The sequence below is a fragment of the Paenibacillus sp. genome (genome assembly GCF_031177825.1).
GTDB lineage: Bacteria > Bacillota > Bacilli > Paenibacillales > YIM-B00363 > Paenibacillus_AE.
The window spans coordinates 26,923-47,918 of sequence record NZ_JAPSKE010000028.1; the positions used below are offsets into that span (position 1 = coordinate 26,923).

At 54.2% G+C, this 20,996-nt stretch carries 19 protein-coding genes and 1 pseudogene; 6 read left to right on the top strand and 14 right to left on the bottom strand.

The features are described 5' to 3' along the window. Nucleotides 1–30: 30 nt before the first annotated feature. The 3 genes from RIN49_RS23430 to RIN49_RS23440 all read right to left on the bottom strand — a co-directional run bounded on the left by RIN49_RS23430 (nucleotide 31) and on the right by RIN49_RS23440 (nucleotide 6,911). Nucleotides 31–1,536: an ABC transporter substrate-binding protein gene (locus RIN49_RS23430; protein ID WP_309122573.1), complete on the bottom strand. Its 1,506-nt coding sequence runs from the start codon at nucleotides 1,534–1,536 to the stop codon at nucleotides 31–33. A gap of 172 nt (nucleotides 1,537–1,708) precedes the next feature. Further along, nucleotides 1,709–2,299, bottom strand: a complete 591-nt coding sequence (locus tag RIN49_RS23435) for a YdcF family protein (protein WP_309122574.1) — start codon at nucleotides 2,297–2,299, stop codon at nucleotides 1,709–1,711. A 130-nt stretch (nucleotides 2,300–2,429) separates the two neighbouring features. Next, nucleotides 2,430–6,911: an FIMAH domain-containing protein gene (locus RIN49_RS23440; protein WP_309122575.1), complete on the bottom strand. Its 4,482-nt coding sequence runs from the start codon at nucleotides 6,909–6,911 to the stop codon at nucleotides 2,430–2,432. A 345-nt stretch (nucleotides 6,912–7,256) separates the two neighbouring features. On the opposite strand from RIN49_RS23440, the gene RIN49_RS23445 reads away from it, so the two are divergent. The 4 genes from RIN49_RS23445 (at nucleotide 7,257) to RIN49_RS23460 (ending at nucleotide 10,434) form a co-directional block, all read left to right on the top strand. Beyond that, nucleotides 7,257–8,429: an ROK family transcriptional regulator gene (locus RIN49_RS23445; protein WP_309122576.1), complete on the top strand. Its 1,173-nt coding sequence runs from the start codon at nucleotides 7,257–7,259 to the stop codon at nucleotides 8,427–8,429. A gap of 135 nt (nucleotides 8,430–8,564) precedes the next feature. Further along, complete coding sequence (locus tag RIN49_RS23450) at nucleotides 8,565–9,020, top strand: DUF441 domain-containing protein (protein WP_309122577.1); 456 nt, start codon at nucleotides 8,565–8,567, stop codon at nucleotides 9,018–9,020. A 161-nt stretch (nucleotides 9,021–9,181) separates the two neighbouring features. Then, a complete protein-coding gene (locus tag RIN49_RS23455; protein WP_309122578.1) occupies nucleotides 9,182–9,970 on the top strand; it encodes a hypothetical protein in 789 nt (262 codons plus the stop codon). Then, nucleotides 9,970–10,434 (top strand): hypothetical protein, encoded by a 465-nt coding sequence (locus RIN49_RS23460; RefSeq protein ID WP_309122579.1) that lies wholly within the window; start codon nucleotides 9,970–9,972, stop codon nucleotides 10,432–10,434. The genes RIN49_RS23455 and RIN49_RS23460 overlap by 1 nt, the downstream gene beginning before the upstream one ends. A 24-nt stretch (nucleotides 10,435–10,458) precedes the next feature. On the opposite strand, the gene RIN49_RS23465 is transcribed toward RIN49_RS23460, so the two are convergent. The 5 genes from RIN49_RS23465 to RIN49_RS23485 all read right to left on the bottom strand — a co-directional run bounded on the left by RIN49_RS23465 (nucleotide 10,459) and on the right by RIN49_RS23485 (nucleotide 14,080). Continuing rightward, entirely contained in the window at nucleotides 10,459–10,965 is a 507-nt protein-coding gene (locus RIN49_RS23465) for a GNAT family N-acetyltransferase (RefSeq protein ID WP_309122615.1), read from the bottom strand. A 22-nt stretch (nucleotides 10,966–10,987) separates the two neighbouring features. Further along, complete coding sequence (locus RIN49_RS23470; protein ID WP_309122580.1) at nucleotides 10,988–11,512, bottom strand: GNAT family N-acetyltransferase; 525 nt, start codon at nucleotides 11,510–11,512, stop codon at nucleotides 10,988–10,990. Then, a complete protein-coding gene (locus RIN49_RS23475; protein ID WP_309122581.1) occupies nucleotides 11,509–12,006 on the bottom strand; it encodes a GNAT family N-acetyltransferase in 498 nt (165 codons plus the stop codon). The genes RIN49_RS23470 and RIN49_RS23475 overlap by 4 nt, the downstream gene beginning before the upstream one ends. A 27-nt stretch (nucleotides 12,007–12,033) precedes the next feature. After that, nucleotides 12,034–13,059: a DUF2332 domain-containing protein gene (locus tag RIN49_RS23480; RefSeq protein ID WP_309122582.1), complete on the bottom strand. Its 1,026-nt coding sequence runs from the start codon at nucleotides 13,057–13,059 to the stop codon at nucleotides 12,034–12,036. 187 nt (nucleotides 13,060–13,246) lie between these two features. Then, a complete protein-coding gene (locus RIN49_RS23485) occupies nucleotides 13,247–14,080 on the bottom strand; it encodes a methyltransferase domain-containing protein (protein ID WP_309122616.1) in 834 nt (277 codons plus the stop codon). 198 nt (nucleotides 14,081–14,278) lie between these two features. On the opposite strand from RIN49_RS23485, the gene msrA reads away from it, so the two are divergent. Then, nucleotides 14,279–15,238, top strand: coding sequence for a peptide-methionine (S)-S-oxide reductase MsrA (msrA, locus tag RIN49_RS23490; RefSeq protein ID WP_309122583.1), 960 nt, complete (start codon nucleotides 14,279–14,281; stop codon nucleotides 15,236–15,238). A gap of 74 nt (nucleotides 15,239–15,312) precedes the next feature. Here msrA and RIN49_RS23495 read toward each other — a convergent pair whose 3' ends face one another. The 4 genes and pseudogenes from RIN49_RS23495 to RIN49_RS23510 all read right to left on the bottom strand — a co-directional run bounded on the left by RIN49_RS23495 (nucleotide 15,313) and on the right by RIN49_RS23510 (nucleotide 18,021). Further along, a complete protein-coding gene (locus RIN49_RS23495) occupies nucleotides 15,313–16,107 on the bottom strand; it encodes a class I SAM-dependent methyltransferase (protein ID WP_309122584.1) in 795 nt (264 codons plus the stop codon). Next, nucleotides 16,089–16,508 carry an NUDIX hydrolase gene (locus tag RIN49_RS23500; protein WP_309122617.1) on the bottom strand — a complete coding sequence of 140 codons (420 nt, stop codon included), beginning with the start codon at nucleotides 16,506–16,508 and terminating at the stop codon, nucleotides 16,089–16,091. Before RIN49_RS23500 ends, RIN49_RS23495 begins: the two co-directional genes overlap by 19 nt. Before the next feature lie 60 nt (nucleotides 16,509–16,568). Then, a pseudogene (locus RIN49_RS23505) lies at nucleotides 16,569–16,901 on the bottom strand (NUDIX domain-containing protein); the annotation flags it as partial. Beyond that, the gene (locus tag RIN49_RS23510) at nucleotides 16,888–18,021 is read right to left on the bottom strand and encodes a phosphotransferase (RefSeq protein WP_309122585.1); all 1,134 of its coding nucleotides are present in this window, start codon (nucleotides 18,019–18,021) and stop codon (nucleotides 16,888–16,890) included. The pseudogene RIN49_RS23505 and the gene RIN49_RS23510, both read right to left, overlap by 14 nt. A 388-nt stretch (nucleotides 18,022–18,409) precedes the next feature. On the opposite strand from RIN49_RS23510, the gene RIN49_RS23515 reads away from it, so the two are divergent. Then, the gene (locus tag RIN49_RS23515; RefSeq protein ID WP_309122586.1) at nucleotides 18,410–20,236 is read left to right on the top strand and encodes a UbiD family decarboxylase; all 1,827 of its coding nucleotides are present in this window, start codon (nucleotides 18,410–18,412) and stop codon (nucleotides 20,234–20,236) included. Nucleotides 20,237–20,288: 52 nt separating this feature from the next. Here RIN49_RS23515 and RIN49_RS23520 read toward each other — a convergent pair whose 3' ends face one another. Beyond that, nucleotides 20,289–20,813: a GNAT family N-acetyltransferase gene (locus tag RIN49_RS23520; RefSeq protein WP_309122587.1), complete on the bottom strand. Its 525-nt coding sequence runs from the start codon at nucleotides 20,811–20,813 to the stop codon at nucleotides 20,289–20,291. A gap of 20 nt (nucleotides 20,814–20,833) precedes the next feature. Next, the gene (locus RIN49_RS23525) at nucleotides 20,834–20,995 is read right to left on the bottom strand and encodes a hypothetical protein (RefSeq protein ID WP_309122588.1); all 162 of its coding nucleotides are present in this window, start codon (nucleotides 20,993–20,995) and stop codon (nucleotides 20,834–20,836) included. Nucleotide 20,996 lies beyond the last annotated feature (1 nt).

Below are 20,996 nucleotides of genomic sequence, written 5' to 3' on the forward strand. Positions count from 1 at the left end.
GCGGAGAGGATATCCTCCCCGCTCATCGGCTCACTTCTGTTCGGCTTCCAAGGCTTTCTTCAGGAGCTCCTCGGCTTCTTCCAGGATCGGCTTCGGCTCTTGCATCCCCAATGCGAATTTTACGATATTTTCATCCAGCAGCTTGTTCGCTTGCGCGAGATTCGGATCCGAAATGCTGACGGAACGGCTTGCTTTGTAGGTGTGAGCGTTATTGTCGCCGATGTATTTCAGGATGGATTGCGCCGATGTCGACAAATTCGCCGTCTTGGCCGGGTCTTCGATCAAGTCTTTGCGCATCGGCAGCGCGCCGGATTTCTCCGCAGCGAATTGCTGATTCTCAAGCGTCAGCGTCCATACGATGAATTCCTTCGCCCACTTCTTGTTCAATTCCGGCTTCGCCGCCCAAATATAATTGAAGTTCGACGTGCCGCTGCGGATCCAAAGCGTCTGGTCCGCGTTTTCCCGGAACGGTACGGCCATGTAGCCCCATTGGAAATCCGCCGGCGTCGCTTCCTTCATTTCGTTCTCGACGTGGCTTCCCGTCGAAACCATGGCCGCTTGGCCCTGAATGACCTGCATCTGCGACTGCGTATGCGTCAGTGCCGGCAAGCCTTCCGCAAAATAGCCCTTCTTGCCTAGCTCGTAAATCCGGGTCCATACCTCGACCTGCTCCGGGCTCGTAAACTCCGGCAGCCCGTAGGTTTTGTATCTTTCGATAAACTCGTCCACCGTACCGTTCATATCCGCCAATTCGAACATCTTCGCGGGACCGAACGCCCAGCTGTGATAGCTCGGATGGACGCCCGGGAACGTGATCGGGATGATCCCGTCCGCCTTAATGTCCGCCAGCAGCGCTTCGAATTCGGCCCACGTCTTCGGATTTTGATTCCAGCCGTTCTTCTCGAACAGCGCCTTGTTGAAGAACAACCCGCCGAAGCTGCTCGCCGTCGTGAATTCATACATCTTTCCGTCGATCAATGGAGTGGACTCATACATCCCCGCCAGCATCCGGTCTTTGACCTTCTCGCCCGGTACGTCCGGAAGCGGGTAATCCCAGATGTCGCCCATTTCTTCCAGCTTCCCCGCCTCGGCAAGGGATACGACGCCGCCCGGAGGCGCCGTGTTGAACATGTCGAACATATCTTCGTCGTTGCCGGCGGAAATCTTCGTAGAGAGCAAGTTTTTCAAATCCGGCGAGGCCGTAATGTCGAACGATACGTTGGGGTATTTTTCCGTGAACGATTCGACGGCGTAGTCGAACCAATCGCGCCCGTAGCCCCCTACGAAGAAACCGACCTTTAACGTTACTTTTTCATCCTTAGGCAATCCGTTCTCGTAAACCTCCGGTTGAGGCGCGGTTTCCCCCGCGGCCGGCGTCGGCGTGTCGGACGTACTAGACTTCGGTTGCTCCCCTGCGGCGCTTTCGCCGCTATCGCCTCCGCCGTTGCCGCCGGCGCATGCGGTGAGCACTCCCATTGCCGCGACGATACCGATTGCCACCATTTTACGTAACCCGATGTTTCTTGCATGGACCAAGATGATCGACCTCCAATTAATAAATTCAATTGATTTTTAATACAAGACCAGTGTATTGCACTTATGTTTTGGGTTTGTCATGCCTGCATGAAGATTTTGTAAAGCTCCCGTTTTCGCTGTGGTTTCACCCCTTTGATTGTATCCGCTTACATTAATATGAATTTTATTGCATTCAGCGCAGCTTCTTGATCCAGGGAAGGGAAAGACGATACGCTCGAATTTCTTGGAAGGTCGGCTTCCATTGCATAAATAGGATGCTGCGCGGGCGGCGCGCGGCGTAAAACCTGGCATTCACATTCAGCTTTCCCGCAATGTATTTCATTCTTCGAATGTGGAACGAATTGGACACGATCAAGCATGAATTGAGATTCGATCGTTGAAGAAGGGTACGGCAGTACGCGATATTCTGCACCGTATTTCGAGATAACGCTTCCATAATGATTTTGTCTTTCGGTACGCCTTGTCTCACCAGGTATTCCTGCATCATTTCCGCCTCGGATCTCTCGCTTCCAACGGCGCCGCCGGATAAAATCAGGAAACGATACCGGTGCTGTTCGAACAGTCGAACCGCCGTGTCTAAGCGTTCCTGGAGCAGCGCGCCGATCTCCCCGTTGTCCGTACGCTGACCCAACACGATCAAGGCGTCGCAGGAGCCTTCTTCCAGCTTTGTAGAGTGCATCCAACCGAAGTACAGGAAGGGAACGAGCAATAAGCCTAGCGGTACAATCAGAGCCCAGTCGACGATCCACATTGCCTCTCCCATTCCTCTTCTTCATCCGATGTTAATAAATCAATTGACTTTATTTATTTATGCCACAATTTGGTTCGCTCGTCAAGACATTCTTTATCCAGATACGTCCCCCTCCCACCGACCGGTCGGAGGGGGACGTCTTCTACGGGTTTGTCGAATTCGAATTCATCGCGAGAAGCAACGCCTCGGCTTTCTCCTGAAGCAATTGTCTAGCGTGCTCCGAAGCGGATGGAGGTATCGCTTCGTTGTTCAGATGCTTCAAGAAGTCCTCGACGGCCTTCTTCGCCTGCTCCATTCGTCCGTCCTGCTCGTGATGGGCCGCCTGTCGAAGCGCGTTGGACATCCGGTTCGTCAGCGGACGTTCGACCTCGCCCGAGGCGCTCAAGTTTTCGAGAACCCGCTCCAACGTCGCAACGTCGATCCAAGTGCGAATCGTCAGCTCGGAACTCGGCTTCGATACCGTCCCCGTAAGCTCGTGCTTCGCGACGACCTGGATTCGATACTCCGTATCCGGCGTAAGCCCCCCTATAGCATATACGGCATCCGTGACCGACCCGACCTCCCCGCCGTTCACGTACACCGCGTACGTCACCGTCGATCCGTCGCCCGGGTCGACGGCATTCCAGCCGATCGTCGCTCCGGCGGAACGGATGTCGATCGCTTGAACCCCCGTAGGCTCCGGAAGTACGAACCGCGTGCGGAAGCTCGAAAGCTCGGAAGCGGTCCGTCCGCCGAACGCATCCTCCGCTACGGCATACCAAGAATAGGTCGTGTCCCCTGACAACCCGTTCCAGTTTACGCTTACGTTGGACCCGCTGTCTGCCGAGATCGCGGCTCCGATCGCCTCGTCCGCGAAGACTCGCACCTCCACCTTATCCGTTGCTACTCGCTTTAGTCGAGGCGTCAGCTCCATCGGAAGCGTCCATTCGTCTTTCCCTGGGTCATAGTAATTGTAATCGTCCAAGTACGGCGAGTACGTGTTGACGAATACTTGGTCGGTCTCGGTATCGAAGTGGAACAGCTTCAAATAACCGGACCCGCCGTTCGGAATGCCTTGGTAGTCGTTAAGCATTTGGTAGACGTTGCGATCCGCCGTTCCGTCGTTATCGTCGTCGATCGCGTCCGTCTTCAATGCGCTGCCGGTGTAGTGACCGCTAATGACCATGGCGACGTTCGGGTTCGGCACGACGACTTTCTCGAACACTTCCTCCCCCGTCTCGGAGCGGACGGCGTTCGCCCGAATGTAATCATGCAGCACCAATACGGCTTTGCGGTCCGGATGCTGCGACAGCACCTGGTTCATCCATGCGAGATCCTCGTCGTTTACTCCCCAACCCATATAGACGAAAATAAAATCATTGCCGTTCGCGGAGATCAAGTCGTAGTGCCCCCGGTTGTTCATATACGACTCGCCGTAGAATGGCTGATTCTCGAAGCGCGCAGCCCCGAAAAACTCGCCGAATGCGCTGTAGTCGGGCTCGCTGTTCGCGCCGCCGTCGAAGACGTCGTGATTGCCGGCAACGACCCCATAAGGGATGCCCGCCTCCTCCAGCACGCTCATGAACCGATCCGCCCTTGCCCACTGATCCCGGTTGCCTGCGGAATTGACGATATCGCCGACATGCGAGACGTAACGAATATTCATCGCTTCCTGATGATCGCGAATCCACTCCACCTGAGATTGGAAATATTCCGGTTGAATTTCCGCATAAATTTGCGTATCCGGCAAGGAAACGAACGTAAAATCGTATTCGCCGCGATCCGGGATCAAGTCTTGCACGAGCGCATGGACGCGGCCGTCGATCACGTAGGATTCGGGGCTCACGGCGGCGGCCAATGTGAAGTCTTCTTCCGATGTCGCGACCGTCGACGCAAGCGGCTCCCATTCGCCTAATGCGACGTTCCAAGCGTACAGCGTGACCTTGCGCCCTTCGAGCGAATGCCCTTCCCAATACAGCTCGATTCGATCGCCGGCTCCAAGCTCGCCGCCTACCTCGACTTCGAAGCGATGGTACGGGAACCGTTCATAAGAATCCGCGACTGCGTACACATCGTCGGATGCGTCAAGCTTGGCTTTCTCTTCTTCAGGGAACGCCTGATCCCCCGCCGACTCGATATGGAGCGGCGGCTCCCGATCCACGGCATTCGAATAGATGTGCATCCTCCGATCCAGCGCGGTAATCCGTTCACCTCTATAGAAAGTTACCTGAAGCGGATCATCCGACGGGTCGTCCACGCTCACCTGAAGCTCCACATCGGTTTCAAGCCCGACCGATCCGTCGACCGGACTCAGGATCTCCGGTGCGGACGGCAATTCCTCCGGCGTGTGGAACCGGATCATTCGCTCGGTCGTTAGCCCCGTTCCATCCGTGGCCTTCAGATGCAATTCGTGAACGCCCGGGGTCAGCTCCGCCGACGACGTGGCGAACGGCAACGAAATGGGCCGACCGTCCAGCGTCGCATCGAACGATGCGACCGGAGCGACAATGTCGCTGGCGGACGCTTCGATCGTGAATGCCCCCTTGTACGATTGTCCCTCCATCATATTCGCGACGATTTCCGGTCCGCGATTGTCCGTAAATACGTTCGCAGCCGCATAGGCCGCCCCCGCAACCGAAAGCTGTACCTGATGCGAGCCGTCCGCCGACGCCGCCGTGTCCCACAGGTACGACAGCGCCTTCCACCGAGCGTCCGGAATGTGGAAGTCGAAATACGTGATCGGCAGAAATCTGCCGTTATCCCCCATATCGAACCTTAGCGCCGGATCCGCATACTTCGGATCGCGCAGCTCGGTACCGTCCGCCAAGACGAGACGCACGTTGCGGATATCGAAGTCGTCCAAACCGCCCTCCGGCGCCTCCTCGTAATAAGGCCGATTGACCGAGCCCGCCCGAATCGCGAACCGATGACGTTCCCCGTAATGGAACAACTCCGGACGGACGGGCACCACGACCGTGGCGTAGCCCGTCGTATGGAACGGAATCAAGTGCAGCACCTCGCGGCCGAAGGTCACTACGCTTTGTCCCGCGTTAATGTCGTTCGCCTCGAAGACGAAATAAGCAGGAGCCGACAATGCCTGTTCCGCCAACGGCTTCTGTACCCACTTGTCCTCGGGTATGTCGAACTGCGCGGATACGATCGGTAAAAACCGGCCGTTGTCTCCCATGTCGAGCAGCAACGCCGGATCCGCATACTGCGGGTCTCTCAGCTCCGTTCCGTCCGCTAACTCCAATCGAATGTTCCGGATCAGGAAATCGTCCAATCCGGCCTCGGGAGCCTCGTCGTAATAAGGTCTCTTCGTCGAGCCGGCCCGGATCTCGACCGTATTCGCCCGTCCGTACTCGAAATTGCCGGGGCTGATCGGCACGCGGACGGTGGCGTAGTTCATCGTATTGTACGGAATGATGTCGATGACTTCCCCGTTCATCGTGACGGCGTTTTGCCCCGCACTGACGTCGTGAGCCTCGAAGACAAGCGTAGGCGGCGCTTCCAACGCGCGCTTCGTTCCAAGTTCGGCTCCGTCGATCGTCAAGGCAAGCAGTTCCGGATCCGCGCCCGCCCCGGTGCCGATGATCCGCTTGACGCCCGTCAGCACCTCGCCGTCGGACACGTTCAAGCGTGCGCCGGAGGCGTCCTCGCCGGTCAACGAGGCGACCGCGACTTCGGTCGCCGTCCGGTTCGTGCCGTCCGAAGCCTCGAAATAATACTCCAACGTCGGGCTGCCGTACCATGCTTCGAAATCGAGCGATTGCCGAAACACGCCGTTCGTCCCGTTCAGCATGCTGACGGTTTGGAACTCCTCGTCCCGGATCGACTTGTAATGAAGCATGACGTGCGCGAGCAATGAATCGTCCGACGCGCTTGCGACGAATTCGATCGGTTTCGTAACGTCCGGCCGGTCGATGCTCGTTAAGCTTTGAACGACCGGCGGCGTCGGGTCCGGCAGCGGAGAAACCGGCTCGCTCGGAACTTGCCCGGGTTCGACGCTTCCCGGGGTGCCGCGGTCGGCCGTGGAGCCGATCATTCGCATCTCCAGACTGCCGGGTTCGGGAACGGTATACTTGATCCCCATATCCGCTTTCGTATCGATGACGCCCTTATTGTACGCCGCGGTTACGACATCGCGTCCCGTTCGCGTCGACACGGTGATGATCCGTTCGCGCAGATCGTTCAAGCCGCCCGGCATCCGGACGATCGTTTCGTTTTCCACAAGGGCAGTCCCGTAATTCGCGTTAAAATCCGCCACCGTTAAGCTTTCCGACGACGCGTTCATTCCCCAAAACACCATCGTCCGCTGCGGAGGAATGACGACGTTGACGTACGGGATCAACGGCACATCGGTTCCCGGAGGGTTGCCCGGGTAACGGTATCCGATGAGATAGTCCCCGAAGTCGATCGGCTGGTCCGAGTTGTTGTACACCTCCACGTACTCGAAGCCGTCGTCGTCCCCGACATTCGCAGAGTCAGGTACGATCTCCGTAATCAGCATGCGCGGAGGGCTAATCGGCGGATTGACTTCCTGCGCCTCCGCGACCGTCCGACTTCCCATGGGCAGAACGCATGACAAGAGCATCCCTACCGCCAAGACGACAACCACGCTGCGTTTCCAAGTCTTTTTCCTCATTTCACTGCTCCTTCGCCATCAGTTTTCGACTTTCTTTCGACCTTGTTTCCGAGAAACTGCATGGTGTTGCGAAAATTCAGATATCACCTCTTTTCTTTAATCAATTGGAATTATTAATAACGGAGACAAAGACGCAATCGTGACGCTCGCTCGGTACGAGGTTCGGTTGCGCTTTCAAAAAACAAATTCGATTTCTGGCCACATTTTCCTTTCGAGCAAAAATATAATTTTATTGCAAAGAACCTCCCTCTTCCCATCCACCTCGTTTTTCTTTATAATTATTTAATCAATTATATTAATTATTACGATCTGCAAATAATCGCACGTCAAAGCGGGGTCTTCGGATTGCATTCGCAAAAAAACACGAGCCATAAGCTATTAAAATCCATTAACCAACAGAAGGTTTTACAATTGATCTACACGTCCGGTTCCATCTCGCGCGTGGAGCTTGCGCAGCGGACGGGCTTAAGCCAACAGACCGTTACGAATATAGTCAACAGGCTGCTGGAAGAAGGCGTCGTATACGAGGGCGAACATCTGCCCTTAGAGGCGGGAAGCGGGCGCAAACGAATTCAACTGTCCGTCAACAGCTCCAACTTCTATGTCATCGGCATCGAACTGGCGGGAAAATATATTCGAGGTTCGATGTGTAATTTTCGCCCGGAGGTTCTCTATAGCGCTGAGCGACGCACCGAGAAGTACCGCAATTCGGAGCACTTGCTCCAACTGCTTATCGAAGTCATCGAGGAGCTGCTGCGGCAAGCGCCGGACGTTACCCATACGAGAGGGATCGGAATCAGCGTGCAAGGGTTGGCGGACTCGCGAGAAGGCGTGTTGCTGCGTACGCCGGGGATCGGGTTCGAGCGTATCCCCGTCAAGGTAGCGTTGGAGAAGAAGTTCGACATGCCGGTTTATTTGGAAAACGATGCGAATTTGCTCGCGCTCAACGAGAATATGAACGGCTCTCTCTCCGATTCCGCGGAAAATATCACATTGAAATTCGATTATGGCATCGGCGGCGCGATCGTGTCGGAGAAGCGCCTCATTTCCGGTTCGACCTTCGTGGCCGGCGAGTTCGGACATGTGAAAGCCTTCGTCGGGAAGGACGCTCATCTTTGTCTTTGCGGAGGCGTCGGCTGCCTTACGACGCTGCTCTCGATTAGCGGACTCGGGGTAACGACGGGCTACACGCTGGACAGCTTCGCCCGCGCCTATCATAACGGGGACGAGGAAGTCGTGCGGATGTACGGCGCCATGGTGGATGCCCTCGCGATGACGCTTAGCAATGCGGTCACGTTCCTCAACCCGGATCGAGTGCTTCTGACCGGCCGCGTATTAACCGCCGTTCGCCAGGACATCCTCTCGATTCTTACGGAGAAGGTGCAGAGCAACATTCCGCTGACGAGCCGCGGCGTAAAGCTGATCCACTTGGAACGGATGCCCGACGAGACGCTACTGGCGGCCAGACTGGTGCTTAAGCATGTGTTCGAAGTCCCGTTGGAAGCCCTTGGTATTTAATTGACGTCGACTGCCGCCGGCATGATGCTGGCGGCAGTATTGCATTCTAGAGGACTGTAGAGAGGTGACAAGCGTTCTATCTTCCTTCTGTCCGCTCATAAACTGGTGATAACGGAAATGGACAGGGGTCTTGCTATGGACGGAGAATTGCTGCTTGTCGGCTTAGTCGTTATCGGCCTGATCGGGCGGTCCCGCAATGTTACAACCTCGGCATGCATTCTCCTCGTCATTAAGCTGCTCTCCCTGGATCAACTCCTCCCCGTCATCGAACGAAGAGGACTTGAGACGGGGCTTATGCTGCTTACGATCGGGGTGCTAGTCCCTTTTTTGAGCGGGAAGATCACAAGGAAAGACGTCGTCTCCATCTTTACGAGTCCGCCGGGGATTCTTGCGTTGGCCGGCGGCGCGCTAGCCACGTACACGAACGGGACAGGCCTTCAGTTGCTGCAGGCCGAACCCCACTTGATCGCCGGGCTCGTCATCGGGTCCATCTTCGGCATCGTCTTCTTGAAGGGGGTTCCCGCCGGGCCTTTGATGGCTGCGGGAATCACGGCCATCCTGATGATGATCAAAGATTTCTTCTTTGGATAAATCGAGAACGCTGCTTGAACTATTGAATACGACAACTACAGCATAGAGAATTTACTACGGAACCATCTACGATTTTCGCAGATGGTTTTTTTCTTGTTGGATTGATCGATACAGGATTGGGAATTATAAGCAAAATCATTCTTATGTCATCGGAGGACAACTTGGACAATTTTCGCAATCCATATCGCAGTCGTCGCTATATAGCTAATGTAAACCTCATGGGTACAACGCAACTGCATTTGCGCAATCCGTATACTATCGCTTGCTGGTCATTGGCCTTTCCTGGCTTCGGGCACCTCTTACTCAATAAATATCTCCGAGGATTCGCGTTGGTCCTGTGGGAATTGTTCATTAATCAAAAGATTCATTTGAACTTAGCGATGGTGCATTCCTTCAACGGGAATTTTCAAGCCGCGAAGGAGGTTTTGGAGCCGAAATATATGGCAATGTACATTCCCGTGTACCTCTTCGCGGTTTGGGACAGCTACCGATCGACGATCGATGTGAACAAACAATTTATTATCGCCAGAGGGGAGAACAAGCCGCTAAGCACATTTTCCATCAGTCCTCTGGGGTTAAATTATTTGGATAAACGGAAACCTTGGATCTCCGCGGCATGGGCCGTAACCATTCCAAGCCTCGGGCAGCTGTACCAGCATCAGATCTTGTCGGCGGCGTTCTTCTTGACAGCCACCATAGTCTTAATGGAGAACTCGAATCTGCTTCTGGCGATTCATTACCTCATTCTCGGGGATCTGGAACATTCCAATGCGGTTCTAAACGCCCAATGGCTGATGTACCTCCCTTCTTTTTATTTTTATTCCATTTACGAATCCTACACGTCCGCGGTCGAAAACAATAAGTTATTCGATCGGGAGATGAGAACGTATTTAGTGCAACATTTTCAGCCTGCAGGTAGAGTTTTCCGGGTTAAGGAGCGGATCGAATAATGCAAATTTTTGCGACATTCCAATATTCCTTGTTTCTGGAAATCGCCATGACCGAGCTCAAGCAGAAGGGAATTACCGATATCTATGCCATTCCGCTCGATTTGCGTAAAGAAGAACCCCGACTCATGGATGGCTTGCACCGCAGCGACGGCGCGACCCTTCTAGATAAAGGATTTATACTCGCCTTCGTATTTGCAACGGTCGGGGCGAGCAAAGGGTTCGTTTGGAAATGGGGCCCCGTGGTATGGGGATTAATCGGCGCTGCGACCGGCATCCTTCTCGGCGTGCTGATCAATGTAGTCGTGTATTACATAAGAAATAGTAAACAGAGGCAACAAAAGAATACGGGGAAAACGGGCGAGGTGATCATTATCGTTACGTGCGAGGAGCATCAACTGCGCGAGGCCGAACAAATCTTGTGGGATCATTTCGCGCTCGGAGTTGCGAGAACGAAAGAAGCATAACGGTTCGCGCTCGAAACTACCGGATCAGCGACCCGGTAGTTTCATCCGATAAACCATCCAATCCTCATCGAAAGAAAGGCCATTGTATTTTAACGCGTTTCGTTCGATCCCGAAAACCTCAAACCCAAGCCCCTCGTACATTTTCTTCGCGGGAATATTATCGGATACGACCGTCAGGTTGATTTGCTCCAATCCTTCCCGCTCTCCCGCCAGCCGCAACAACTCGGTCATAAGCGTCTTCCCGACGCCATTCCCTCGATGCGCGGGCGACACGTACATGCCGAAGACATTCCCCTTATGCGCGGTCTTGGTACCGGTTTCGCGGACGAAGGTTGCGATCGCGATTAACGAGTCGTCCTCAAGAAACACTCCTAAAGTGAATCTGTTCCCCGTTGGCTGTAACCGTTCCATCACCGTCTCTAACGGAAATTCCGCTTCCCTTTCGTACGTGGACCCGAATGCCTCCGGGTTTGTCAGCAACGCCTCTAATCGGAGGTTTCGATACGCTGCCGCATCCGATGCCTCTAACACACGAATAATCAAAGTTCCACCCTCACCGCGCTTTCCTCTTTTTATCCCAAGCGTACAGGCACGTCAACAGGTCCCGATTTCTACGATTCGAAAATCGTTTCTCGAGCGTCATCCCGAGCTTCTCGGCTACTTTCCTTGACGCCTCGTGGTCCACGGGCATATTCGAACAAATTCGTTGCAACTGTAAATCTTCAATCCCATACTTCAAGACGGCGCTTGCCGCCTCGTATCCGATGCCTTGTCCCCAATAGCCGGAATGGACGATATAACCCAAATCGTTTTCGATTATACCGTCGATCTCCATGCTTAGGAGTCCTGCATCTCCGATGAGTGTTCCGGTTTCCTTCCATTCGATCGCAAATCTGCCGAACCCGCGTTCGTAATGTTCGATGCCTCTCTTTACGATCCACTCTTCGGTTTGGTCATATCGGAAAGGTTTCGGCCAAAAACTCATGGTTAACGGTTCTGAAAGAATATCGTGAAGCGCAGGAAGGTCCTCTACGGTATATTCCCTGATTCGCAATCTGTCCGTGATAAGTCCGTTCATCCTTGTCCCCTCCCCTCGTCGTATGCCGACTCAACGGTTTGCGCCATGACTATGAATCGGGTTCGTCCTTTCAGGAATTCCGCTTCCCGGGTAAACCCGAACTTCTGATACAGACGTATTGCTCTAAGGTTAAACGCAGCTACGGTTAGGCGCTTAGGCAGCGCACGGCGTTCTTGTCGCATATGACTCAGAACCGTTGCGAAGAAAGCCGTACCTAAGCCTTGGCCGGTCAGGTCGGGTCTCATTCCGACGCCGACATCGAGGTAGTTCTCGGAGTATCGATACTGATCGTTGGGGACTTGAGCCGAATGGCCGACGCAATAGAATCCGACGATCTCTTTATTCGAATCCAATAGTGCATAATAATTACTGTCGAGCAGTTCCCTTACTGCATCCGGAGTTTGATCGTTATTATAAAAATCGTACGGTTTTTCGTAAGTCCATCGCAATATCGCGTTAGCGACATCCTCGCTCATCGGTACAATACGCAGCACCCGAAATCCTCCTACGAATTTTCGCATTCATAACAACCAACGGAACGATCGGCCGTGCCCGTCGATATGGGCCACCATCTCTTTGTGCTCCTTCCCGTTTTTGTAATAATCAAGATGAAGAAAGTCTACATCCCACATATTGTTATAGAGGTGGAACACGTCTCTCCCCTGTCCGATATGTCGAATATGTTTCTCCAACGCTCGTTTAGCTTCATGATTCATCTGATTGGCTACGTGAGTATGAAATATGCAAAGCGTTGAATCTTTACTAATGTTTGAGGCTATCTCCGGCAGTAAAGAGACGCCATCCCCCTCTAGCAACTTCCGAGGCTCCCCTTCCGAACACATAACGGCTCTTTCGAAGCAGGCTACCCGCTCTTTATGCTCCGGCCAAATCAATGCTTTCAGCCATAGGTACTCGCTAGGCTCGGTCACGTCGATAACGTGTAGATCGATTCCGGTTCTCGACGTTACAGGCGGGCTACGTTCAAGGAGGTATGGGAAGTTATCTCCACGGAGCTCGGATACGATCTCCAGAACCGCCGCTTCGTTCCCGTACTTCTTATCGGCGCGGTAAGAATAACTGTATTTGTCCCACAAGAGCTGCAGTCCGGCGCTCGTTCCGATCTCGACGAGCGCCAAAGGTGTATCGGTTAATTTATAAATGTAACAAAAGCTCGGGTACAAGTAAGAGCAGCGCCTCACTTCGTTCGTTTGTACAAGCTTGGTTTGGATGATCTCCATGATCTCATGTTCGTACTGCTTACAAAAATCTTTGAAGCAATGAATGGCTGTCGAAGTTTCCCGAGGATTGATTACGATACTTGGGTAATACTCCGCTAAAGGGTGCTCTATGCCCCCTAATAAAAGATAATGAACCGCTCCTAGGAAAAGATTCGGAACGGGTTGGCCCCGTCTCGAATGGGCAGCCAGTCGAAGCAGCGCTGCGTCGTCGGCGATGTGCCCTGCAAGATGTTCATACAACCCGCTTGAGGCTTTACATTCCCTCTCGGCAAATCCCCTGAACCGCTCGGACAGATCTTGATCTTTCATACAAAGCACCACCCGCTTTCCATATAGTGGAATGATAACACGGGTTTCGCGCGAATCAAACTTCATTGTTTTTATACATCCGATAGGTTTCGTTAATGAAGCACGAACTAACCAGGCGAATTGGCTAACAGTAAGCCTCCCGTCCAAAAAATGAACAGGAGGCTTACTTAAGTCATTATGCTACTTATCATCCTAGCGGTTCGGTGATCTTTCGAGAAATCATGTTCGTCATCGCATGCTTATGAGGAATCCCGGATGAGTTGCAATCGAACACGGTTTCCGAACTTTCTAAAATAAGCCAATCGTGATAATGAGAAAGCAACTCCCCTGAATACCACTTATATGCATTCTCTTCCCGTTCCGGAGGAGGCGCAATGAAAGGCTTCTCAAGAAAGACGTTAAAGACATGAACGCCTTCCGGGTTTGTGAATTGCTTGTAATTCACGAAAATTTCATTGCGATAGTCGGGTTTGATGTAATGAAGCACGCCGCTGGAAAACAAAATATCGAAATGGGCGTCTAAGCGAAAATCCAATAGGTCCGCCTTAAAAACATCGACATGCACTCCAACCTTGTCGGCGAGTCTCTTCGTCTTCTCGATTCCCGCATCCGAGACGTCGAACGCGGTGACCTCGTATCCGTTTCTCGCGAAAAATACGGCATCCTTCCCTTCCCCGCACCCGATGTCCAATAGCTTGAGGCGTTGCGTCGGCGGCCGTAGTCGCAAAACTTGGTAACAAGCCGTATTCGGCTCCGTTCCCCAATAGTAACCGGGGATCTTGTATTCTTCCTCGTAGATGGAAACCCGGCCGTCTTGCGACATATAGCCGAGCAGCTTTTCGATGCTTACCCCCAACGCTTTAGATAAATCCGGCAGCAAGGCAAGGTCCGGCATCGTTTGCGCATTTTCCCATTTCGACACCGCTTGATAAGAAAGCCCGAGCATCCGTCCAAGCTCTTCCTGGGTAAAACTTCTTTCTTTCCGATATCTTGCTATGTTTCTAGCTAAGGTTTCCTTCATAACGGCTCCCCTTCCTCTCATCAACCATTTTATGGGCGAATCGCGAGGGGAACAATAACCGTATAAGCGAGTATTCGTTACATTCAACCTGCGGTTGAGTCCGCAGGCGTTCGGAAGCATCCGCATTTTGCATATGCCCCGCAGTCTGATAAAATTTCGGTATCCGTTCACTCCACTATACAATGAGGTGTTCCATTCATGAGCGATATTCGAAAACTGGCCACGTTCGCCGGCGGCTGCTTCTGGTGCATGGTGAAGCCGTTCGACGAAGAGCCCGGCATCCACTCCGTCGTCTCCGGTTATACGGGCGGCCACGTGGAGAACCCAACGTACGAGCAAGTGTGCTCGGATACGACGGGCCATTACGAAGCCGTGCAAATTACGTACGATCCCGAGATATTCTCTTACGAACGACTGCTCGAGCTGTTCTGGCAGCAGATCGATCCGACCGACCCCGGCGGCCAATTCGGCGACCGCGGCGACTCCTACCGCACGGCTATCTTCGTACATGACGAGGAACAGCGTGCGCTCGCGGAAGAGTCGAAACGACGCCTTGCCGAAAGCGGTCGATTCGCCAAGCCGATCGTCACGCCGATCCTGCCGGCGGCCCCGTTTTATCCGGCGGAGGCGTATCATCAACAGTATTACAAGACGAATCCGGTTCGGTACAAAGCTTATTTCGCCGGCTCGGGCCGCGAACGGTTCATTAAAGAAGCCTGGAAGGATCGGGATAAGGATGCGGAGTTGAAACGCCGACTCTCTCCGATTCAATACGAAGTTACCCAAAACAACGCAACCGAGCCTCCGTTCCGCAACGAATACTGGGATCATGAGGAGGAGGGCATCTACGTCGACATCGTTTCCGGCGAACCGCTGTTCAGCTCTCTCGACAAGTTCGATGCGCACTGCGGATGGCCTTCTTTCACGAAGCCGATCGACGAGGCAGGCGTGACCGAGCATATCGATGTCAGCCATAACATGGTCCGAACCGAGGTCCGCAGCAAGGAAGGCGATTCGCACCTCGGTCACCTGTTCGAAGACGGACCGCAACCGACCGGCCTACGCTATTGCATCAACTCCGCCGCCCTTCGCTTCGTGCCGAAGGACCAACTCGAGGAGGAAGGGTACGGGGAATACGCGAAGCTTTTCACATCGTGAGCAGCATGACGAAAACCGGCAGCTTGCGGCGCGCTTGCGTCCTGAGCTGCCGTTCGTTGTCGCGGATGATCCGTCTACAAGCTGACTCGAACCAGATAAGCCTCGCCTGAAATCGCCAACCCTCGTTCGGAAGCATGTCGTTCGAACGTCTCCTCAATATCAGGCATACAGGTATTTACAACCATCTCATATATTGTAGGCGCTTGCCCGAAGCAGCAAATCTTCACGACATCCAATGACTCGTGCAAGTAGGATACGCTCTTCACGATTTCGATGGAGGCTCGGTCGAGCACTCCCCCTTTTTCTAAATTAGCCTTCACTTTATCCAACCCGGGCGTGCCCTCGCGCGACGGTTCGAATAGACCGGGGAACAGCTGCGACAGCTCCGGCGATAACCGGTCGCCTGGATGAAGGCCGACAATGCGACCGCCTGGCTTCACAATCCGTCCAACGTCGAGATATGCGGAAGTCGGTCCCTTGCGGTTATACGCGCAATCGAATGCGCCGTCTTCGAACGGCAGCCTCTGTTTCGTATCGGCCACGACGAAGGATACATTCGCCAAACCTTTCTCTTTTCCCGCTTCGATAAAATCGCTAGTAATGTCTATGCCGACAATTTGTGTTACCACCGGACTCCAACGTGCCGTAAACTCTCCGTGTCCGCACCCGATGTCTAACACGATGTTATTCCGGACCATAGACGAGACCTCTTCCTCGAAAATCGCTTCGGCATTCGGCCCCGCAATCGTCGAATGCCACGGAAGTTGGTATTGTCCGGTGTTTCTCCCGAGTTGCGCATACCATTCGAGCGAGTGCGGGGGCAACCAATCCTTATGCGTTCTGGGGTTCGCTAGTTTTTTTCCCGACATGGCGCCTCCAATTCATGCAACAGGAATTCTCTGTCCTCGGGAAAAGACAACGGCAGGGCTTTCAGTTGCTCCGCGTTTTTCCAATCGATATCGTAAATCAGTCCGTCCGGGTCTTGAATCGTCGGAGTACCGCCTAAAATCTCCGCTTCGAAGTATGTAACATGGTATTCCACAGCGCCGTGCGATCCCGCTTTTTCATTGATTTTCTTTACGACCTTGCACCTGTATCCCGTCTCCTCGAACACTTCCCTCATGCAGCATTGTTCCAATGTTTCTCCGGGTTCGATCCCGCCTGAGGGAACGGACCATCGCTTCTCCTCTTCCGGTTTCCCTTGCAGTACCATGAGCAATCGGTTGTCCGCATCGACGCATACGGCCGCTGCTCCGACCCATTGACTTATGGGAACGGAGAGACCTTCAATCACCCGTTTCACTTGTTTATCGTCCTTCTTGTCGGCCAGCGAAAACCATGCTATATCCTTCAAGATTTGTTCGTTCGAAGCCAATTCAGGATCGTACCCAAGCCGCGCGACTTCCCCGTCGTCGACACGGACTAAAAAACAATGGTCAGGACCGTAGGCATACGTGTCTTCGAAAAGCAGCCGTTCGACGGTCCCCTTCAGATTCACTTCTTCTCTTACTTCCCGCAATACCGCCGCTTCCAGGGTTTCCCCTTCTTCGACGGCGCCTCCGGGGAGTGTCCAATAACTCAGATCTCCGTGCTCATGCAGCACCATTAAGATGCGGTCGTCTTTGACGATCGCGGCACAAACTCTCGGTCTAAGAAGCGTCATGGTTCCTCCTCCGATCCGCCAATAATCGTTCGACTTCCGACGCCGCCTCTAATTGATGTTCCACGACGGAAAACAAGCGCTCCCACTCTGTCGAGTCCGGATGCTCCGCCATTTTCTTTAATAGTTTGGGGGCTTCCCATACGGAACGCAACGCGAAAGCCGCCAAACAACCGATTCGCGGAAGGGTCTCGTCTCCGTCCCAGCCGGCGCGCTTCAAGCCGCTGATGTAGGACGAAATAATAAGCTCGCGGTACTCCCCGAATCGATCGATAGGTACATGACCCCGGCTTACGGCTAACCCTAGGAAACGACCGAGATCTTCCCCGATTCCCGAAACGCTCGCGAATTGCCAATCGATGACCGCAAGCTTCCCTTCCTCTTCTCGGGCGGCGTCCAACATAATGTTTTGCTCGTAAACATCTTGATGGGAGAATGTCCTTGGAAGCCGCTCGAGGACCTGGAGCCATTCGCGGATCGAATCTTCCAAGCGAGTAAATCTTTGGATGAGAGAATCTGTCCTTCGATCGGATATTAGAATCGCCTTGGTCTGCGGATCCAGCGCATCCCGATAGCGAATACATTCTCGGATCCAGGAGCGCATCCATTGTTTATTCAACCAGGGGGCCTCGGGAAGCGGCTCTCCTAGCAGATATGCAGCGTGGAACTCCCCCAGCTTTCCCGCTGCGTATCGATAATCGTCCCATTCCCATGTTCTCGGCTCATGAGGGATATCTTCCAACCACAACCATACCGATCCGTCGACCTGTCCGTCGATCGCATAGCATTGCGGCGCAACGAGATTCGCCGGCAGATTGCGAAGAAGACCTGAATCGTAAACCATAATCTCGCGGCGCCAGTAATTATAATGAGCGGGGTCGTCCCGCTGCGGATCTTCTCTTACGACCTTTACAATGACCGACCAGGCCCGGTACGCTCCTTCGCGAATCCTCGAAGTTCCGGATATTCTGAAAACCCCGCCGGTTACGAAATTGTTGACGCGCGGACCGATCGAATGGCAGCTCCATTCCATGAGGGCTCCGCTCTCTTCCGCTAAGATCCGGTTTGAGATCGCCTGAAGGCGGTCTGCGTCGACTGCCGTTGCAATGTCATTTTCAACCATACGTCACCTCTACATCATCGTCGTAATGACTTATTCGAATTCGAAATCCATGATCTCGTCTGCTTTGGCGTAGCGAATGCTAAAGTCTATCCACGGAGGCGCGTATTTCAGGAAAGTGGGATGGCATCTGCGCATATAAAAACATGCGGTGCAGACCATGACTCGTTTCACGTTTCGTACCTCCGACCTATGTAACAATCGTTCTCCATCGTCGACTACGTCGATCGGTTCCTCAATCATACCCCATTCATGTAAATATTCCCATATGAAACCGATCGAACGAGCCTGCCGTTCTTTCAAAGCCCGGTACAAACATGTAAAATAAGGTTGCGCCATCTTACGCGATACTTCGCAGCGATTCGCTGCCTGAGGATAGGAGCAACTTCAGATGTACTCTACATTGGAATCCTGCATTATCGATCTGGAACGACACGGTCATCTCGTTCGAATCCGCGAGGAAGTCGATCCCGAACTGGAGATGGCCGCCATCCACCTTCGCGTATTCGAGGCGGGCGGTCCTGCCCTCTTGTTCGAAAACGTGAAAGGTTCGCGTTACCGAGCGGTCTCCAACCTGTTCGGGACGCTGGAACGAAGCCGATTCATGTTCCGGCAGACGTGGGAGGCGACGCAGAACGTTATCGCGCTGCGCAACGATCCGATGAAGGCGTTGAAGCAGCCGTTCCAGAACGTCCGAGCGGCGACGGCGGCGACGAAGGCGCTGCCTCTGAAACTCGGCAACGCCGCGGCCGGATTCGAGGAAGCGGCGATTACGGACTTACCGCTGATCAAGCACTGGCCGATGGACGGAGGCGCCTTCGTCACGCTGCCGCAGGTGTATACCGAAGATCCGGACAAGCCGGGCATTATGAACGCCAACTTGGGGATGTACCGAGTGCAGCTGACAGGGAACGACTATGCGACGAATCAAGAAATCGGGCTTCATTACCAAATTCATCGGGGCATCGGAATTCACCAGCATAAGGCCGACCGGAAGGGCGAACCGCTCAAAGTGAGCATCTTCGTCGGCGGACCGCCGGCGCACACGTTGTCGGCCGTAATGCCGCTGCCGGAGGGCTTAAGCGAGCTGACGTTCGCCGGCCTGTTGTCGGGACGCCGCTTCCGATACGGTTATGCGGACGGATACTGCATCAGCAGCGACGCCGACTTCGTCATTACGGGCGAGATTCATCCCGGCGAGACGAAGCCGGAAGGACCGTTCGGCGACCATCTCGGGTACTACAGCTTAATCCATGCGTTCCCGATGATGCGCGTACGGAAGGTCTACGCGAAGCGCAACGCGATCTGGCCGTTCACCGTCGTCGGCAGACCGCCTCAAGAGGATACGGCGTTCGGAGCGCTCATTCACGAATTGACAGGCGACGCCGTGAAGCAGGAGGTGCCGGGCGCGAAGGAGGTGCACGCCGTCGATGCCGCGGGCGTTCATCCGCTGCTGTTCGCCGTCGGCAGCGAACGATATACCCCTTACGCCGCGGTAAAGCAGCCGGCCGAGCTGCTTACGATCGCGAATCGGATTCTCGGCACAGGCCAACTGAGCCTTGCCAAATATTTGTTTATCGCCGCCGAGGAGAAGCAGCCGCTCAGCACGCATCGCGAAGCGGAGTTCTTCCAGTACGTGCTGGAGAGGATCGACCTGAAGCGGGATCTCCACTTCCAGACGAATACGACGATCGACACGCTGGACTATTCCGGAACCGGCCTCAACCAGGGGAGCAAAGTCATCTTCGCCGCCTGCGGCGACAAGAAACGCGAGCTCTGCGCCGACGTTCCGGAGCAGCTTAAGGAGCTTCGCGATTTCGGAAATCCGCGGCTCGCCCTGCCGGGCGTCGTCGCGTTGGAGGGCCCGGCCTTCGTCGGCTACGCGGAGGCCGAGCGTCAGCTGCGGGAGCTGACGAACGCGATCGGCGCACGCGGCGCGATGCCGGAATGCCCCTTGATCGTGTTATGCGACGATAGCTCCTTCGTCAGCGCGTCGCTGGCTAACTTCTTGTGGACGACCTTCACTCGCAGCAACCCGTCCCATGACATGTACGGGGTGAACGCCGGTTACGCGTTCAAGCATTGGGGCTGCGACAACGTCGTCATCGACGCGCGAACGAAGCCGCATCACGCCCCGCCCCTCGTCCCCGAGCCGTCGGTCGAGAAGCGGATCGACCGGCTGTTCGCTGCCGGCGGCAGCTTGAACGGCATCTTATAAAGAAACAAGCGGCAGCCGCGGACGATCGTCGTCCGGACTGCCGCTCTTCTTTTTAAAACTCATGGATCTCGGAGGAACGCACCGTCTCTAAGAAATCCCTCGGTGCTTGGGCAAATCGAAGTTTCGCGAACTCCCCCGGGGACATGCATAGTTCGAGAATGGGCAAACACGCTTCTACGTCGTTGCGTCGATTCCCGATGATGGGGTCGGTCAAGACGACGAACCCGAAGTCGGCATACAGCTTGATCGCGCGATAGCTGGCAGGCTGCGTAATGTTGACACGGTTGTAGGCTTTCCATACAAAGCATGTCGCGATCGGCTGATCGTCGTCGCCGCAGACGAATAAGCACTTTTCGAAAAACAAATCCCCTTCGCCCGCGTATACGTCTTGAAAAAAATTCGTCATATAGCCGCGATAGGCCTCAGCCGAATTCGCATCGTCGAAAGGCATCGCTTTCCAAACGTCCAACTCTTCTTTCCTGCACGTTCGGACGCGGAACGGGGGCGGCATTCCGCGAAGCGCAGCCGGGTTCAAGGCGCTGCACATCATGAAGAGATTCAAGTCCGGAATGTCCAAGCCGTCGGTCCCTCCCTCGCTCAGTCCTTCTTATCCATCTTTCTCGAGATGTCCTGCAATACCTTATGGATATTGTTTAATGCCAAGAGGATAAACCCAAGAAGCACGTACGATACGATTTCGCCGGTAAAGACGGAGACGACCGCCAGAATTCCGGCGACGATCGCATAATAATAATTCATG

Excerpts from the sequence above, each read along its gene's own strand:
- RIN49_RS23440 (WP_309122575.1), bottom strand. The coding sequence starts at position 6,911 with ATGAGGAAAAAGACTTGGAAACGCAGCGTGGTTGTCGTCTTGGCGGTA.
- msrA (WP_309122583.1), top strand. The coding sequence starts at position 14,279 with ATGAGCGATATTCGAAAACTGGCCACGTTCGCCGGCGGCTGCTTCTGG.
- RIN49_RS23480 (WP_309122582.1), bottom strand. The coding sequence starts at position 13,059 with ATGAAAGATCAAGATCTGTCCGAGCGGTTCAGGGGATTTGCCGAGAGG.
- RIN49_RS23450 (WP_309122577.1), top strand. The coding sequence starts at position 8,565 with ATGGACGGAGAATTGCTGCTTGTCGGCTTAGTCGTTATCGGCCTGATC.
- RIN49_RS23460 (WP_309122579.1), top strand. The coding sequence starts at position 9,970 with ATGCAAATTTTTGCGACATTCCAATATTCCTTGTTTCTGGAAATCGCC.
- RIN49_RS23485 (WP_309122616.1), bottom strand. The coding sequence starts at position 14,080 with ATGAAGGAAACCTTAGCTAGAAACATAGCAAGATATCGGAAAGAAAGA.
- RIN49_RS23435 (WP_309122574.1), bottom strand. The coding sequence starts at position 2,299 with ATGGGAGAGGCAATGTGGATCGTCGACTGGGCTCTGATTGTACCGCTA.
- RIN49_RS23510 (WP_309122585.1), bottom strand. The coding sequence starts at position 18,021 with ATGGTTGAAAATGACATTGCAACGGCAGTCGACGCAGACCGCCTTCAG.
- RIN49_RS23515 (WP_309122586.1), top strand. The coding sequence starts at position 18,410 with ATGTACTCTACATTGGAATCCTGCATTATCGATCTGGAACGACACGGT.
- RIN49_RS23470 (WP_309122580.1), bottom strand. The coding sequence starts at position 11,512 with ATGAACGGACTTATCACGGACAGATTGCGAATCAGGGAATATACCGTA.
- RIN49_RS23495 (WP_309122584.1), bottom strand. The coding sequence starts at position 16,107 with ATGTCGGGAAAAAAACTAGCGAACCCCAGAACGCATAAGGATTGGTTG.
- RIN49_RS23525 (WP_309122588.1), bottom strand. The coding sequence starts at position 20,995 with ATGAATTATTATTATGCGATCGTCGCCGGAATTCTGGCGGTCGTCTCC.